The sequence below is a fragment of the Pyxidicoccus xibeiensis genome (assembly GCF_024198175.1).
Lineage (GTDB): Bacteria > Myxococcota > Myxococcia > Myxococcales > Myxococcaceae > Myxococcus > Myxococcus xibeiensis.
Genome location: NZ_JAJVKV010000016.1, coordinates 85778 through 101511, shown reverse-complemented (window position 1 = coordinate 101511; position 15734 = coordinate 85778). Strand labels below are relative to the sequence as shown.

At 71.0% G+C, this 15734-nt stretch carries 13 protein-coding genes and 1 pseudogene; 5 read left to right on the top strand and 9 right to left on the bottom strand.

What is annotated here, in order from left to right; translation table 11 throughout:
* The first annotated feature begins 9 nt into the window (after nt 1-9).
* Entirely contained in the window at nt 10-888 is an 879-nt protein-coding gene (locus LXT23_RS41800; RefSeq protein ID WP_253986072.1) for a LysR family transcriptional regulator, read from the top strand.
* A gap of 166 nt (nt 889-1054) precedes the next feature.
* On the opposite strand, the gene LXT23_RS41795 is transcribed toward LXT23_RS41800, so the two are convergent.
* Complete coding sequence (locus LXT23_RS41795; RefSeq protein ID WP_253986071.1) at nt 1055-1753, bottom strand: trimeric intracellular cation channel family protein; 699 nt, start codon at nt 1751-1753, stop codon at nt 1055-1057.
* Nucleotides 1754-1898: 145 nt separating this feature from the next.
* Here LXT23_RS41795 and LXT23_RS41790 point away from each other — a divergent pair, with 145 nt between their 5' ends.
* Nucleotides 1899-2999, top strand: coding sequence for a hypothetical protein (locus LXT23_RS41790; protein WP_253986070.1), 1101 nt, complete (start codon nt 1899-1901; stop codon nt 2997-2999).
* A gap of 15 nt (nt 3000-3014) precedes the next feature.
* Here the strand turns inward: LXT23_RS41790 and LXT23_RS41785 are convergent, their stop codons facing one another.
* Nucleotides 3015-3893 carry a YIP1 family protein gene (locus LXT23_RS41785; RefSeq protein WP_253986069.1) on the bottom strand — a complete coding sequence of 293 codons (879 nt, stop codon included), beginning with the start codon at nt 3891-3893 and terminating at the stop codon, nt 3015-3017.
* Between the two features lie 86 nt (nt 3894-3979).
* Between LXT23_RS41785 and LXT23_RS41780 the strand changes: the two genes are divergently transcribed.
* Nucleotides 3980-4471: an energy transducer TonB gene (locus LXT23_RS41780; RefSeq protein WP_253986068.1), complete on the top strand. Its 492-nt coding sequence runs from the start codon at nt 3980-3982 to the stop codon at nt 4469-4471.
* Nucleotides 4472-4473: 2 nt separating this feature from the next.
* Here LXT23_RS41780 and LXT23_RS41775 read toward each other — a convergent pair whose 3' ends face one another.
* On the bottom strand, nt 4474-6684 hold the full coding sequence (locus tag LXT23_RS41775; protein ID WP_253986067.1) for a serine hydrolase: 2211 nt from the start codon (nt 6682-6684) through the stop codon (nt 4474-4476).
* Entirely contained in the window at nt 6681-8195 is a 1515-nt protein-coding gene (locus tag LXT23_RS41770; RefSeq protein ID WP_253986066.1) for a GDSL-type esterase/lipase family protein, read from the bottom strand. Before LXT23_RS41770 ends, LXT23_RS41775 begins: the two co-directional genes overlap by 4 nt.
* Nucleotides 8196-8432: 237 nt before the next feature.
* Here LXT23_RS41770 and LXT23_RS41765 point away from each other — a divergent pair, with 237 nt between their 5' ends.
* Nucleotides 8433-8786 (top strand): helix-turn-helix domain-containing protein, encoded by a 354-nt coding sequence (locus LXT23_RS41765; protein WP_253986065.1) that lies wholly within the window; start codon nt 8433-8435, stop codon nt 8784-8786.
* A 3-nt stretch (nt 8787-8789) separates the two neighbouring features.
* Here the strand turns inward: LXT23_RS41765 and LXT23_RS41760 are convergent, their stop codons facing one another.
* Nucleotides 8790-9881: a helix-turn-helix domain-containing protein gene (locus LXT23_RS41760; protein WP_253986064.1), complete on the bottom strand. Its 1092-nt coding sequence runs from the start codon at nt 9879-9881 to the stop codon at nt 8790-8792.
* A gap of 65 nt (nt 9882-9946) precedes the next feature.
* On the opposite strand from LXT23_RS41760, the gene LXT23_RS41755 reads away from it, so the two are divergent.
* Nucleotides 9947-10402: a ribosomal maturation YjgA family protein gene (locus LXT23_RS41755; RefSeq protein WP_253986063.1), complete on the top strand. Its 456-nt coding sequence runs from the start codon at nt 9947-9949 to the stop codon at nt 10400-10402.
* An 87-nt stretch (nt 10403-10489) separates the two neighbouring features.
* On the opposite strand, the gene LXT23_RS41750 is transcribed toward LXT23_RS41755, so the two are convergent.
* The 4 genes and pseudogenes from LXT23_RS41750 to LXT23_RS41735 form a co-directional block, all read right to left on the bottom strand.
* On the bottom strand, nt 10490-10960 hold the full coding sequence (locus tag LXT23_RS41750) for an NUDIX hydrolase (protein ID WP_253986062.1): 471 nt from the start codon (nt 10958-10960) through the stop codon (nt 10490-10492).
* A complete protein-coding gene (locus LXT23_RS41745; protein ID WP_253986061.1) occupies nt 10957-12375 on the bottom strand; it encodes a DUF2380 domain-containing protein in 1419 nt (472 codons plus the stop codon). Before LXT23_RS41745 ends, LXT23_RS41750 begins: the two co-directional genes overlap by 4 nt.
* Nucleotides 12365-13777 carry a hypothetical protein gene (locus tag LXT23_RS41740; RefSeq protein ID WP_407692950.1) on the bottom strand — a complete coding sequence of 471 codons (1413 nt, stop codon included), beginning with the start codon at nt 13775-13777 and terminating at the stop codon, nt 12365-12367. The genes LXT23_RS41745 and LXT23_RS41740 overlap by 11 nt, the downstream gene beginning before the upstream one ends.
* Nucleotides 13778-14208: 431 nt before the next feature.
* Nucleotides 14209-15626: pseudogene (locus LXT23_RS41735) on the bottom strand (ISKra4-like element ISMfu2 family transposase).
* Nucleotides 15627-15734: the final 108 nt, after the last annotated feature.

The following is a 15734-nucleotide window of genomic DNA, read 5'->3' as shown; positions in this document are numbered from 1 at the left end:
TGCACGGCCATGCTCCAGTGGGACGACCTGCGCTACTTCCTCGCGGTGCACCGCCACGGCACCCACGCGTCGGCGGGCCGTGCCCTGCGCGTGGCCCCCACGACCATCGGCCGGAGACTGGCCGCCCTGGAGGAGGCGCTCGGCGTGAAGCTCTTCCAGCGCACGCCCGCGGGGCTGGTGCTCGGTGAAGCAGGGCAGGTGCTGCGAGCCCATGCCGAGCGCGTCGAAGCCGAGGTGCTCGCCTCGGAGCGCGAGCTGACGGGAGCGGACCGGCGCGTGGCGGGCGCGGTGCGAGTCACCGCGGGCGACGGGATGGCCGTGCAGGTCCTCGCCCCGAGACTCCCGGAACTGCAGCGGCTGCACCCGGAGCTGCGGGTGGAGCTGCGCTCCGACAACCTCGTGCTGGACCTGTCCCGCCGGGAGGCGGACGTGGCCGTGCGCCTGTTCCGCCCCCGTGAGCAATCACTCATCGCGCGCCGTCTCTCCCCCTTCGCCTTCAACGTCTACGGCAGCGAGCCCTACTTCGCCCGGCGCGGACGTCCGACAGGCGTGAAGGACGCGGCCCGGCACGACTGGCTCGGCCCGGAGGAGGCGCAGGACGCCACACCTCCGGGCCAGTGGCTGCGGCGCCATGTCCCCGCCGCGCGCATCGTGCTGCGCTCCAATTCCACCACGGTCGTCATGGCCGCCTGCGCCGCCGGACTTGGGCTCGCGGTGCTGCCGGAGCTGCTCGTGGCGAACGAGCCCCGCCTCGTCCCCGTGCTTCCCCGCGCCGCGCTGCCCACCCGCGAGCTGTGGGCCGTCACCCACCAGGACCTGCGTCACAGCGCCCGGGTCGCCGCCGTCATGGACTGGCTCGCAAGGCTCTTCGCCACGCGCCCCGGCTGAGGCAGGGCACACCAGCCCCGGGCGAGGAAGCACCGTGGAATGAAGGTTCCTTCCACCGAGCGCCGGTCAGGGGAGCCCGCGCTCCCGCAGCCTCGGGCGAGGCCCTCCGTGGAATGAAGGTTCCTTCCACCAACGTCCGCCCGGTGAGCCCCCACCGCCAGCCCCGCTACGGCGCCCCGTCCCGAGGTCCCGCCTCCGGAGGCTTCGCCGACCGCGCCCGCTTGACCGGGAGCCTCCAGCCATAGCGAAGGGACAGGAGCCGCAGCCCCCCACCCAACACCATCCCCGCGAGCAGCGCCAGCCGGGGATGCCCCATCATGGACAAAGCCAGACACACGGCACTCGCCGCCAGCGCCGCCGTGGCGTTGTAGCCGGGCACGGCCTTCATCAACTGAGGCGTCTGTCGTGCGAGCACGTCCCGGATGACGCCACCTCCCGCGGCGGTGATGGCGCCCATGAGCAGCGCGGTGCCGGGGCTCAGCCCCACCTCCAGCGTCCGCTGAGTCCCGGCCACGGCGAACGCGCCCAGCGTCAGCGCATCCAGCGTCGCGAGCAGCCGCACCCCCGGGCCGTGCTGGAGCTCGAAGATGAACGCGGCGAGCGCCCCGGCCAGCGCCGCCGCGAGGTAGCCCGGCTTCACCAGGGCCAGCGGCGGCCCGGCCTGGAGCAGCGTGTCGCGGAGGATGCCGCCGCCCACGCCGGAGACGAGCCCCAGCACGAGGAACCCCATCAGGTCCATCTTCCGGCGCTCGGCCAGCAGGGCCCCCAGCACCGAGCCCGCGAACACGCCCACCAGGTCCACGATGAGCGTGCCCAGGGAGATGACCTCCTCGGGGACTTCCGGCGTCGGCAATTCGAAGGGCATGGCCTCGCGTCACCGTAGGGAAGCCACTACGCGGAGGCAACCCGGGCCGCCGGCGACTGGTGCGCCGGACTTCAACGGGCAGTGACTTCCTCCCACTCCCGGCGTTCTGCCATGGTGGGGTTCTTCCGTCCCCGCCGGAGAAATCATGGACCGCCGTCTCGGCCCCGCGTTCTTCCTTGGCTCCGTGTTGTTGCTCGGAGCCTGCAAGAAGTCCCAGGACCCCGCACCCGCGGCCCCCTCCCCGGCGGCACCGGCGGAGGTGAAGGCCGAGCCCGTCCCCGGGTACACCCTCTCCTACCTCCAGGAGGCGAAGCCCTCGGGCTGCACCTGGACGCGCCAGGATGCGTCAGGCGCGCGCAAGGGGCTCTTCACCGTGGACGCCGCGTGCGAGCGGCTCCGGCTGGCCTGGAGTCCGAACGGGCGTCAGGGCACGGTGGTGGACCGGGGCAGCGCTGGCACGAAGCCCCGCGCGTGGCAGGTGGACTTCGAGTCCGGCCAGGGCACCGCGCTCCCGCTCCCCGAGGCGGGCCACACGGACGCACTCGGCTTCGACCCGACGGGCCATGTCGTCGCGCTGGTGTCCCAGGTGGAGGAGCTGGTGCGCCGCACGGAGGGCGCCGACGAGTACTTCCTCTTCGAGGGCCAGCGCATCCCCATCACCCAGCCCGAGGGCGGGCCCGGCCTGGCGCACGCCTTCCGCCGCGAGGGGGACGGGTGGAAGCGCATTGAAACAGTCGCCACCGTCTACGAGTCGGACGCGGCGGCGGGCACGGACGCGCTGGCGACGGCGGCCACGCTGGTGTCCTCCACGGCGGGAGTGGACCTGGACGCGCCGGCGGCGGCCGAGCTGCCGGAGGGCAGCCAGGAGGCGGCCCGGCTGGACGCGGTGGTGCCGGACAAGGGCCACTCGCAGATCGGCGGCTGGGTCTCCGTGGAGACGCATGGTGGCCCCCTGTACGCGTGGAAGGCCGCGGGCGAGCTGCCCGTGCTGATGCCGCCGCTGCGCTGGGAGGTGAAGGACCGGCTGGTGGAGCCGGAGGAGCTAGCGCTGACGTCCTCGCAGGGCATGGTGCTCCGGGTGCGCGGGCCGCTGCTGCTCGTCGCCGCCGACCAGGCCGCGCGCATCTATGACACCCGGACGAAGCGGCGCATCGCCACGCTGGATGGCGTGCACGACGCGCGCTTCTGGCCGCGGCCGCGCACCGTCACCGCCTCGGCGGGCCCGGACGCGGCCACCGCGCAGTAGCCGCGCCTCGGCGCCTCAGCGGGTGCCCAGCGTCGCCATGAGGAGCGCCACGTAGCCGCCGCCGCACACGACACAGGAGAGCACCGGCCCGGCCAGCGCTCCGAGCGCGGCCTTGCCCCAGCTCGTGCGGTGCAGGCCCTGGTACGCGACGACGCGCACGCCGATGGTCCAGAAGGGCGTCACGTACATGCTGCAGATGGGAATCAGCCCCATCAGCAGGGGCGCCTGGGAGAGCGCGTTGCCCCGCAGCGTCACCGAGAAGGGCGCCTCGGTGCCCGCCATCTTGAGCAACAGGTGGTCCACGGAGGAGCTCAGGAGCGTGGCGATGAGACCCATGACGGGCGCCAGGACAATCCACGCGCCGAACATGCCCGCCATGACCATGCGGAACCCGGTGGGCGACACGTTGTCGCTCTCCATGGCGGAGTCCGGCACCGGGAAGACGGACATGAAGGCCATGTAGACGAGCGCGGTGGTGAAGATGCTCACCAGCGAGCACAGCATGGCGAAGCCCATCGAGCTGCCGATGGAGCCGTCCTGCCGCATGCCCGCGAAGGTGGGCATGGGGCGGAACATGACGTCCAGGCAGGTATCCCAGAATGCGCGCAGCGTCCCCAGCTCGTCGCGCCGGTCCCACGGCAGCGCGCCCGCGGGGATGCGGCCATGGCAGGTGGCGCACAGGGGCTCGCCGCGCTCGCTCTGCCGCAGGCACTTCGCGCACGCGAAGCTGCCGCAGCGGCCACAGGCATGCAGGCTCGCCAGCTCGGGGTGGACGGCGCAGACGGGCTCCGAGGCGCCCGGCACGGCCTCGCGCAACAGCGTGTTGCCGCACACGCCGCAGGACTGTGCGCCGGGGACGACGAAGGACTGACAGTGGGGACAGGGGATGTTCATGAACGTCCCCATCCTCGCATGAAGGCGCCGGACACCGCGCGCGTGGGGATTTTCACCCTTCGTGGAGCCCGCTTAAGAAAGGAGCCATGAGACTCCTCATCGCCCTCCTCGTGTTGCCGGGAATCGCCTACGCGCAGGAAGAGCGGTCCGCGCCCGCTGACGGAGGCACGGTCAGCAAGTCCTCCGCCGAGACGAAGCAGCCCGCCCCCCCGGACGACCTCCTGCGGAGCGAGGGCGCCCAGGCGTTCCTCGAGCGGCCGCCGGATCCCAGGGACGTGCTGCCGTTTGGCGCGGGGATGACGCGCCCGGAGAGAATCAGCGGGGACCTGCCCCAGCCGACGCCCGAGGCTTTCGCCGAGGGCGCTCAGGGCACCGCCCTGCTCAAGTGCACCATCTGGGCAACAGGGGAGGTGACGCGCTGCCTGTTGCTCCAGCCGCTGGGCCACCTCGAGATGGATGTCGCCATCATGAAGGCGGTGAAGAAGTGGCGCTTCAAGCCGGCCACCTTCAGGGGCCATCCCGTCTCGGTGAGCTACACCTTCGGCTATAAGGTGGAGGAGCCCCCGAAGCAGCGCTGAAGCTACTGCTGGCGCGGCTTCACCAGCCCGTGGTCATCCGGCACCGGCCCGGAGGCGCCCCGCTCCACCGCACTGGGCCGGCTCGCGGAGGGCACGGGCGCGGACTCCCGCGCGCGGCGGGCCTGCCGGAGCGCGGCCTTCGCCTCCGCCTTCTGCCCCTGCGCGCCCGCGCGCTTCGCCAGCGCCTCCCACAGCTCGGGTGAGTCCGGGTGCAGCTCCACACCCGCGCGCAAGAGGCCCAGCCCCACCTGCGCGGACTCCGCCTCGCCCACCCGCTTCATCAGCCCGGCGGGAGACAGGGAGCTGCTCCCCTGCGGGGTGGCCAGCGCCTCGCGCAGGTGCGGCAGCACCTCCTTGTCCCGCTTCGCCGCCAGCAGCCCCTGCGCCAGCGCCACCCGCGCGTCCACGCTCTTCGGCTGCAGCTCCACCGCCACTTCCAGCCACTTCAGCCGCGCCGCCGTCTGCTTCTTCAGCGCGTGCCCCTCGGCCAGCCGCAGCAGCTCGTCCGAGTAGTCCGGCCGCACCTCGGGGGACGCGGCCGCCGCCGTGCGCAGCGAGGCCAGCAGGCGCTCCGGGTTCTTCATCTCGTCCAGCCGCTGGCGCTTGAGCGGCGGCAGCTCCGCGCGCTTCCAGCTGGTGACGAAGCGCAGCAGGTCCTCGCGCAGCGGCCCGCCGAAGCGCTCCGTGTCGGGCACGCCCTGCGCGTCGCACGCGGCCAGGTAGTCCGAGAAGAAGGACAGCGGCCCCTCGGCCGGGTACGTCCGCAGCCGCTCGGCGCCGTGGGCCTTCTCCAGCGTGCGCGCCATGTGCGCCCCCACGCGGATGAACACCGAGCCCAGGCGCGGGTCATGCCCCCCGCGGATGCGCTCCAGCGCCGCGCGCGAGTCCTTCGCAATCTCCTTGCGGCTGAGCATCTCCGACACCTGGGTGAAGGCCCCCGGCAGGTCCGTCTCCTCGGGCAGCGAGCCCGGCCCGCGCGTGGCCCACTGGTGGTACGCCAGCCCGTAGCTCGCGATGCGGCCCAGCCCCTCGTACACCACCGAGTCCACGCCGTCCGCCAGGTGCGCGTCGCGGCGGGTGACGCCGTCCTCCAGCACCTGCTCCATCAGCCGGATGGACAGCCGGCGCAGCCGCTTCGCCTCGCCCTCCACGTTGGTGGCCAGCGCAATCACCGTGTCCTCGGCGGGGAACATCACCAGCAGCGTGGTGGTCTCCGGCTGGCCGCCCGCGTGGGCCACCAGGTAGTGGCCGCGCAGCGGGTAGGTCGCGAAGCCCATGCCGTAGTCGGTGAGCCGTCCGTCGGCGGTGGCCATGGACGCCTGCATCCGGCCCATCGTCTCGCGCTTCACCAGCGTGTGCGCCACCACCGCGCGCCCGAAGCCGAGCATGTCGCCCACCGTGGCGCGGGTGCCGCCGCCGCCGAAGCGGCTGGACACGTCCAGGAAGCGCGACGGCTTCAGCGCGCCCCCCTGCAGCCGGTAGCCCGCGGCCTGGTGCTCGTCACGCGTGGCGGTGATGTCCAGGTCGGCGTGCGCCATGCCCGCGGGGCCGAAGACGTGCTCGCGCAGGTAGTCGCGGTAGGACTGGCCGGACGCCGCCTCCACGGCCGCGCCCAGCAGGTTGTAGCCCCACGTCGTGTACAGGTAGCGGGTGCGCGGCTCGAAGGCGAGCGGCTTCTGGGCGAAGACGGCTACCGCCTCCGCCGTGCTCACCGCCTTCACGTTGTTGCTGGACGCCGTGCCGTCATAGGTGGGCACGCCGCTCAGGTGCCCCAGCAAGTCGCGCACGGTGACGGGCCACTGCTTCGCCGGGTAGCCCGGCACCAGCGTGGAGATGTCCGCGTCCAGGCTCAGCTTGCCCTGCTCCACCAGCTGCATCACCGCCACCGCGGTGAAGGACTTGGTGACGGACGCCATGCGGTACGTCGTGCGCGGCGTCGCGGGCAGGCGGCGGGCCACGTCTCGCTGGCCATAGGCACACACCCAGCGCTGTCCGCCGCGAGTCACGCCCACGGACATCCCCGCCACGGGCCCCTGGGACAGCTCGGCGCGGACGATGGCATCCAGCTCGCGCTGCACTTCCGGAGCAAAAGAGGCGTCGGCCCCCTCACCCGCGGGCTCGCACACCGGAGCGCCCCGAGGGGCCGCCAGCGACGCGGGCCCCAGCAGCAGCAGGACGGCGGCGGCGAGGGACTTCAGGAGCGACGGGCTCATGGTGCGGCCTCAGCGGTGGAAGTCGACGGCGAGGACGCCGCGGGCCGCAGCATGGCCACCTTGCGGGTGGCGGGAGGCGTCTCCACCCACGCGCGCAGCAGCGCGTCGGTGACGAGGTGGCCGAGCACGTCCAGCCCCTTGCTGCGCGGGTGCACCAGGTCCTCGTGCATGAAGCCCGCCTTGTGGAAGCGCGCCAGCGAGCCCTTGCCGCCCATGGCGCCGTACATGTCGAAGAAGGCGCAGCCCTCGGCCGTGGCCACCTCGCGCTCGGCGGTGACGACGGCCTCCAGGAAGGGGCGCGCCTTCAGCGGGTCCTTCGCCTTCGGGCCCTGCACCGCGTCCATGGGGCCCACCACCATGCAGGCGCTGTCCGGCGCGGCCTCGCGCGAGCGGCGCAGCAGCGCCCGCAGGTCCGTGCGCAGCTTCTCCAGGTCCATCCGCTTCCACTCGATGCGCTTGGACTCGTTGCCGCCCAGGAAGAAGAGCAGCAGCCGGGGCGCGCGCTCGGCGAGCTGCGCCCGGAGGATGCCGTCGTCCATGCGCGCGTAGAGCCCCGCGTCCGCGGACGGCACGCCCAGCATGTCCAGGACGATGCCGGGGCGCGACTGCTGGAGCACCACCCCCTGCACCACCGCGCCCTTCCCCTCCGCCACCACCTCCACGGACTTCGCGCCCGGAGGAAGCTCGAAGCGGGTGATGCGCGCCGCGCCGTCTCCGGCCGGCTCGGTGCGCGCCAGCACCTGGCCCTCGCTGGACACGGTGAGCGCGCCCGCGCGCGGGACGTCCAGCCACCACAGCGTGCCCTGGGACTCGCCCTCCACCGTGAAGCGGCTGCGCGCCTTCGCGGTGGTGGCCACGTGGTACACGCCGGCGATTCCGAAGGGCAGCGGCGGCGCGCGCAGCTCGCCCAGCGTGCGCGGCTCCCACCCGCCGCGGCTGTAGCCGGTGCGGCTGCGCCCGCCGTACGGCGCCATGCGGTCCACCAGCAGGAGGCCCCGGCCCGCGCTCCCGAAGGCCTCGCCCAGGTCATCCCGGAGGATGTCGACGATGCGGTCTCCGGCGATGAGCGAGTTGCCGAACGCCTCGATGACGGTGGGCCGCGAGGACGTGCCCGCCGCCAGCGCATCCAGCGCCTCGAAGAAGGGCGCCAGCGCGGTGCGCGCGCAGCCCGAGCCCTCCGGCGCCACGCACGGGTCATCCACCTTCGCCCCGGGCGCCCCGAGCTTCTCCACCAGCTCCTGGATTGCCTGGGTGCGTGCAGGGCGAGCAGGCATCCGTCGCACGGACGTGGGCTCGGCCGACGGAGCCACCACGACAGGCGCAGGTGTGGGTGTGGCCTGGGGTATGGAAGACCCCACGGACGCGGTGGGCGCCGGAGCAGGCTCGACGGTGGCTGTGCTCGTGAGGCGCCGTGGCTCTGACCCGATTTCGCAGGCGGCCAGCAGCAGGCTACTTGCGAGGACAGGGAACCAGGCCCGCCGTCCACCCCACCGGACTTCCGAAGACGTCATGCGCCAGGCAGCGTAGACGAAACCCCCTACCCGCGCATGTTCCCGGCCAGCCCTGCCGCCTCCCTGCTCGCTGGAGAAGTCCGCCCCCAGCGGCGGACTTGGCGCCCGCGCCAAGGCCTCCGATTCATCCTGGACAACACAACTTCCGGGGGAGGGCCCTGCAAACATGCAAGGTCAAGCCACGAACATCGTCCCTTCACTTGGGGCACCAACGCCCCAAATTATCCGTCGCTCGTTATGGAGAAACCAAGAAACAGGGTAGCGAACTGGACGCGGATGCATCGGAGGTTCGGCGACCATGTGCGCAAGCTGAGAACCTCCCGGGAGCTGACGCAGGAGTCGCTCGCCGAGCGCAGTGACCTCTCCGTGGATGCCATCCGCCGCATCGAACGCGGCTCCTTCTCACCGTCGCTGGACACGCTGGGCAAGCTGTCCGTGGGACTGGACGTATCACTCAAGACGCTCTTCCAGGGCTTCGAGCGCGAGCGCACCGACGCCGTGGCGGAGATCTGCGACTTCCTCACGCAGCGCTCGGGGCGGGAGGTGCAGCGCGCCTGGCGCGTCATCCAGGCCCTCTTCGAGGAGCGCTGAGCCTCACCGCTTCCGCGACGCGTGGTGCAGGAGCGCGGCGCGGCTGGACACGCCCAGCTTGTCGAAGACGTGCTGGAGGTGCTTCTTCACCGTGCCCAGCGAGCAGTGCAGGTCCTCGGCGATGAGCTGATTGTCCCAGCCTCGCAGCACGCCGGCCACCACCTCCACCTCGCGCGGGGTGAGCTTCTCCCTCCAGGCCTCTGGAACCGGCGTGGCGTGGGGCGTCTCGCGCAGCACCAGCGCCCAGTGGCGCCGGCCCATCAGGTCCGCGGGCAGCGGCACGTAGGTGACGCCCAGGTCCATGTCCCGGCCCTCGCGGCGCCACGCGTCCGGCGGCGGCGTCTCCAAGCCGGGCGTGCCCGCCAGCGCGGCCAGGGGCGCCAGCAGCGCCAGCGGCAGCCCGCCGGGTCCGCGCTCCAGCGGAGAGAACCAGCGCTCCAGGAGCGCGGTGGCGTGCGCGGTGCGCATCACCTCGCGCGCGGGCGGGGCGAGCACGATGCACTCGCCGCCCTGGTGGTGGAAGAGGGTGTCCAGCAGGTCGGCGCGGCGGGACTCCTGGCCGAAGAGGCGGCAGTTGCGCACGGTGCTGACGAGCATCGGCGTCAGCCGCTGGAGCAGCGCGCGGTCCTTGTCGGAGAAGGGCCGCTGCCGCTCGCGGTACAGCGTGAGGCCGCCGTGCCAGTCGCCACGCGGGTCCAGCAGCACCGACATGACATGCTCCATCGGGAAGCCGATGTCATGGCAACGCTGGTACAGCTCGGTGCGCTCCAGGGCGCGGGGGGCCACCATCTCCGAGTCGCGCAGGACGATGTTGGGCTGATGGACGACGGCCTGGCGCACGAAGTCCACGGCGGACAGCTCGGCGTAGTGGGTGACGAAGGTCTCCGGCATCCGCGTCACCACCCAGTCGTAGCCGCCGGGCAGCTCGGGCTGGGACACGCACATGGCGGCGCAGTCGGTGGGCAGCAGCCGGGCCATGAGCCCATACGCCTGCTCCAGCACCTCGCCCAGGTTCAGCGAGCTGCCGAGCACCTCCACCATCTCGAGCACGAGCTCCTGCTCACGAGAGTCCAACCGCAGCGACGGACCCGCCATGCGACACCTCCGGCCCGGGACGGAGGGGTAACATACCACCCCGGGGCGGCGTCCAATTCCGCCCGGTGGAGACCGTCCTGCCGCTGACTCGCCCTGCCCACCTCCGGACCCGCCTCACGCTGGCAGTGCTGGCGGTGCTCGTGCTGCTGCTGGGCCTGGCCTCGCGCTCGCGCTCCATCCCCTGGCCGGCCTTCTTCGCCGAGTACGCCGGGGACACGCTGTGGGCGCTGCTGGTGTTCCTGCTGCTGCGCTTCGTGGCTCCGGCGCGGCCGGTGTCGCACGTGGCGGGCGCGGCGCTGGCGTTCTCCTTCGCGGTGGAGTTCAGCCAGCTCTACCAGGCGCCCTGGTTGGATGCGCTTCGCCGGACGCTGCCGGGGCGGCTGGTGCTGGGGGCGGGGTTCCTGTGGAGCGACCTCGTCTGCTACTCGGTGGGAGTGGTGGCGGGCGTGGCGCTGGACCGCAGGGTGCGCCCGCGCCCGGCTCCACCCGCGTCTTGGAATCAAAGCCACAGGCTGAAGTGACCCTGGCTCGCCGCCGTAGGGGAGGGGCTCTCTATACGGAGGCAATGAGCAGCTCCGCTCTTCAACTGGCGGGGCCGCCATTGCGGGTCAGGCTTCCTCGTCCGGCAGGAGCGTGCGGAGCAATTCGTCGTCAGGACCCAGCGGGCGCCAGCCGGGCGGGGGCGGATTTGCTCGCAGGGCAGCCATCACCTGATCGGCTCGTCCCTCATACGAATCAGGTATGTAGGCCGACCATGAGCCGAGCGCCTTCGCAACCTGGAAGCGGGGGCCGTCATCCATCACGGCCGGCCACCCGCTGGGAAGGTTCTGGGACAACAGGCGCACAAGCACATCTCGGACAAACCGCGTGACGCGCTTGCGCTGCTCTGCCTCGGCGAGGAGTCCGCTCAGGATCTGCACACCGGCGACGTCATCCTTGCCAAGCTCCTCGGCTAGCTCTACCCATGGGACGGCTGGGCGTGCGTCGGCAAAGGCCGTGAGCGAGTCGTACCCGCGCTCACGGACGCGCTCATACAGGCGGGCCTTCCAGTTCCCCTGCCACGAACGTCCGTCGGTCATCGACTTCGCCCCTTGGTGAACTTCATCGGGATGTCGTAGAGCTTCATGTTCTCCGCGACGATGTTGAGGATCTCGTTGCGGGTCAACATCCGGCCAGTCTCTCTCTCGGCCTTGCCCAACAGCCGCATGATCATCCGGTTCCACTCGCCGGGCCACGTGCGCCCAAGCTTCCAGTTTCCCCCACCATGAATCGCTTCGTGGCGCGCCTGCTCCAGCCGGACGCAGAAGTTGTCGATGTCCATGTCACCCTTGAGGCCGCGCTGCTCGAACCACTCCCGGTTCTCTTGCGGCAGGACGTGGTGCTTCGGATGCTCTGACATGCCCGCCCCGGCTTTACCCGTCTCATGCATGCCGCGCACCTCGGGACTGTCTCCCAGCGCTTCGCGTAGCCCCTCCGGCAGGTCACCGCTCGCCTGCGCCATCATCACCTGCCCACCGTGGATGCGGACGGCGGAGCCAACGGCGGGGATGGAGATGACACCCGCTTGCACGAGGCGCCGAATCATCTCCACCCACTCGGCGGAGACGACCACCTGCGAGCCGGACGTGACACCGCCGGAGCCCATGGCGAGACTCACCCCGACCGTGGCCGGAGCGGCAGGCGGAAAACGGGGCAGCGACATCTTCAACGCCGACATCATGGTGAGCATCTCCACCCACTGCGCCACGGCCAGGGTCCTTCCTGCATTCTCCATGGCTGTACGTGCCCCATGGCTGATGGAGTCGAACTCGCGGGTCAACTGCCCCATCAACCCGGGCATGGCCAAGGCTGCGTCCTCGACCTGCTCGGGGTCTCCTGACGCGAGCGCCGCCATGACGGGCGCTATCCGCTGCTGCACCCGCTTCAGGTCCACGAGCAGCGTCTCAACGCCGTAGGCGGGGCACTCGCGAAGCACGACATCAGAGAGGGTGAGGAAGTCGAGCCATGCCGCAAGCAGCATGGAGCCGAACATGGCCGACTGAAGGCGAGGCCCTGTCATCCGGAGGATGCCCAGTTCCATGTCCGCGTCGCCGACTTCCTCGGTAGCCACCACCCACTCCGTCGTGCTGCGGAGCGTGCCACGCAGCCAGTGCAGTTGTTGGGAGCCGAAGTCCAGATAGCGCGAAAAGGCCCCGTTGAAGCCACTCAGGCCCCGTCCGCCCAGGCTTGTTGGCGGACGGCTGGCCAGCTTCGAGAGCGCGCTGGTGATGTTGTCCGTGGAGCCCTTCACGTCATCCACGGCTTCGAGCACGGCATCCCGTACCTGTGCGGCACTCGCGGCTGGGGTGCCCGACATGCCGCCCGAGGCCGCTCCCGTCACATCCGCCTGTTGCGCTTTGCGCCGCGTCAGCCGGCGCTGGAGCCCATCCCCCGCGAACGAAGCGCAGGCGGTGAGGAGCACGGCGATGCACAGCAACAGTGCGTTAGCGCGCATTGTCCACCCCCAGGCCCACAGAGGCGAAAGCCCCCGGACGTAGAGTTCCTTCCGCTTCGGGGAAGAGCAGCGTGCCGGCCGTGCCCATGGCGTAGAGCTTCCCTCCGAGGAAGCGCCACCGCACCTCCGCCGCGCCGAGATAGCGCGCTCCAGGCTGGCCCATTCCCACGCCTAGCCCCTTCACGGACAGTTCCAGGTTGCGGCGGAAGAGCTGCACCGCGACGCGCCCGTCCACGTCGAAGCGACCCCAGGTGAAGACCTCTGCACCCAGCGACAGCTTCAGGTGCTTCTGGAGCCCGCCATAGCTGACGGCGTCCCATCCGACTTCCGCCTCGGCGTAGAGAGAATAGCCGTCCGGGAAGGGGGCATCCGCCAGTGGCATGCCGTCCGCGCCCGCTGCCCGGAAGCGCGCCAGTTCGTAGTCGGGGCCGAAGACGCCCTGCCGGAAACCTCCGTGCTGTCGACGTCCCTCCAGCCGCAGCTTCATGTCGAGCGTGGACGTCAGCACGTCCAGTCCCGCGCCCACCACCGCGCCCCATGCGCCGCCTTCCCCGGGCCGTCCTCCCCAGCCCGCGGACACGGATGCCTCGTACGTCGGACGAACCAGGAAGACGACCATCGCGTCCAGGTGCGCCAGCGTCAACGAGGGCGCGCGTCCTCCGGCATGCCCCCAGTCATGCACCGCCGACAGTGCCAGCGTGTAGCAGGCCAGCTCACGCGACTGGCCGAAGAAGACCTGCTCCAGGTCCAGGGAGAACTCCGCCCCCATGAGACGCGCTCCCAGCACGTCCGAGACGAAGGCGTCCGTATAGAGTGGCCCCATCGTGCCGAGGAGGAAGCCTCCTGCAGGGTGGTAGTCCGGGTTCGTCCGGTTGGAGTAGCGCCGCACGAGATGGCCGGACAGGAGGCTGTAGTTCTCCAGCCCTCCGAACCACACGGCCAGAGGCCCGGTGTCGGAGCCCAGCTTGAGACCGCGCACGAGCTGTCCCCAGTCGGAGAGCGTGTCCCAGTCCTCAGTTCGAACGACGCTCGCGCGCTCACCTCCGCCCCACAGTCGCAGCCGCACCGGGGCACCCACGTTGACGCCAAACTCCGCGCCACCGTCGATGATGAACGTGGTCTCGACCTGCGCGAAACCCTCGTCATGGCCCACCCCCATGCGAGGCAGCAACGCCCACGTCGTCGCCTCCAGGCGCGTCAGGTAGTGCCACTGTCGCGGCGAAGGCCGCATGGCAGGCTCGGCCGTCTCCTGCTCCACGGTAGGATTTGCTTCCTCCAGTGACTCGATAGCCGGGGACTCCTCCTGCTCGGGTGGGATGGAACGCTCGTCGCTCTCCTGCGTCCACGCGACGCACGGCAAGAGCAGCAGCAAGACAGCGGCCCGACTTCGCTTCACGCGCACACAAGCCTCCTGTGGAAGTCACCACACGGGAACCAAAAGGCACGCGTCTGACGTCCAGTTCGGCGAGGCGGAGCCGGGCCGGTTGCCAAGTGGCAGTAGCCCGCCGTGAGCCGTCTCGCGGCGGGGCTGTCTCCGTCGAGAGTTCATCAGCGAAAGGGCTCGTAACCACTGAGGATCACGACCCCTTTCAAGTGGAGGCGGCGGGAATCGAACCCGCGCTGGCGGATTGGGTCCCTACTCGGGCCACAGGCTGACCGCCCGGTCTTCCCTCTGAAAATGGGAGTGACTTCCCGCCCGAGTGAGTCCAGGACCGTCCATTGGAGTTGGTTCTTTTTTGGTCCCTGCGGACCCATCAACCCATCGAGGCTGGAGCCGTCCCAACCGGAACGGAGGTACGCGGGACCTATGAACGGGTGTGGCGCCCATCCTGATCACGCGGCGTACTGTACCTCCGCGCGCAGCGGCGCGAGCATGAGGGGCATGGCGGCGGTCCAGCGCTCCAAGAGTACCAGGGCGCGCAGGTCCAGGATGTGCTGGCCGGACTCCTCCTTCCAACGCGTCCCCGGGCGCTTCATGCGCAGGGCGACCAGCGACTTGCAGGTGGCCTCCACGTTGCCGCTGCCAATGGGCAGCCCCCGCGCTCGTGCCTCCGCGTAGTGCATCCGCTCGCCGTGGTTCTCCAAATAGGTGAGCGCCTCGTGCACCGGCCGCCGGTCGCCGAGGACGACGTCCAGCTTGCCGCTGGCGTGCAACGCACTGACGATGGTCCATACCGCCCCGGGCGCGTTGAGCAGCGACAGCTTCCACTTCTCACACAGCGCCGAAGCCCCTGCCTCGCCTGCCATCACGAGCGCTGCGGCCCCAAGCTTCTCCATCAGGTGCCAGAAGTCCACCAGCCGCACCACCTCACCGGCCGCGGGTGCGTGGGCGGTCAGCGACTCGTCCAGCAAGGCGTGCAGTTCGGGAGCGCCCTCGGTGAGGGCGACGACGTGCAGGGCAGGCTGCCTGGAGACGAGCACCTGGACATCGCGGGCCAGGCCCGCGGCAAGCCCTGGCGCATCGCCATGAGACATGCGGCCTTAGCGCACGCTGCCCAGCGAGTCGCCCTGCTCGTCATGGAAGGTGAGGCAAGCGGTGTAGGCCATGCGCCAGACGACGTCCACCGGACGCCGGGGCGCGCCCTTGCGAGGCCGCCCCACCGGACGCGGCCTCAGGTCCTCCATCGGCACCGCGACCCGGTCCATGCTGACGCTCACGCTGTGCGTTCCTTCGGGCACCGGCTGAGCTTCGGCCAGCACTGCCTCCACCCGGGGCCGCTGCTGGTCGTACAGCGCTCCCATCTGGTGGCCCATCCGCTCGAACGAGGAGCGGCAGTGGGGCAGCACGCCCACCTGGCGCGCCGTCGCTTCCGCCTCGCGCGAGGGCCCCCGGGCCAGCAGGTACGCCATGGGCACCGCCGCCTCGGGCAGCCCCCATCGGCCACGCACCCAGCGCGCAGGCCGACGCTGTCCACCCTGGGCCCTTTTTTCACCCCCACCTGCCGATAGAGGCTTCGCTCTATTTCGACGGGGCCTTGCCGCGTCTTGTACGTCGCCGTGTACCGGCCGACCCGGGCGTGGAGCTGGCCTGCGAGTTGGAGACGGGGGGCGTCGACGTCGTAGCCTCGAAGCAACCTCCGCTTTGCATCGCGCTGCAACGCCTCGGCGACCTCATCGATGGCCTTCAACGCGCCATCCGGGTCCACCTCCCCGAAGCTCTTCCCCGCCGCGGCCTCCTGCCGCAGCTTCGCCTCCATGGCCTTGAGCAGCTGCGCAACTTCCTCCGGCACCTCAAGCGTCACCTTCGGCACGTGCACACCTCCGTCGAGGCCCCCACCCGCAGTCTCGCACCTTGCCGATGACCAGGCCCACGGCCGCTCGATGGCCTGTTAGCTCATCCAACGCTCAGGATCGGATCC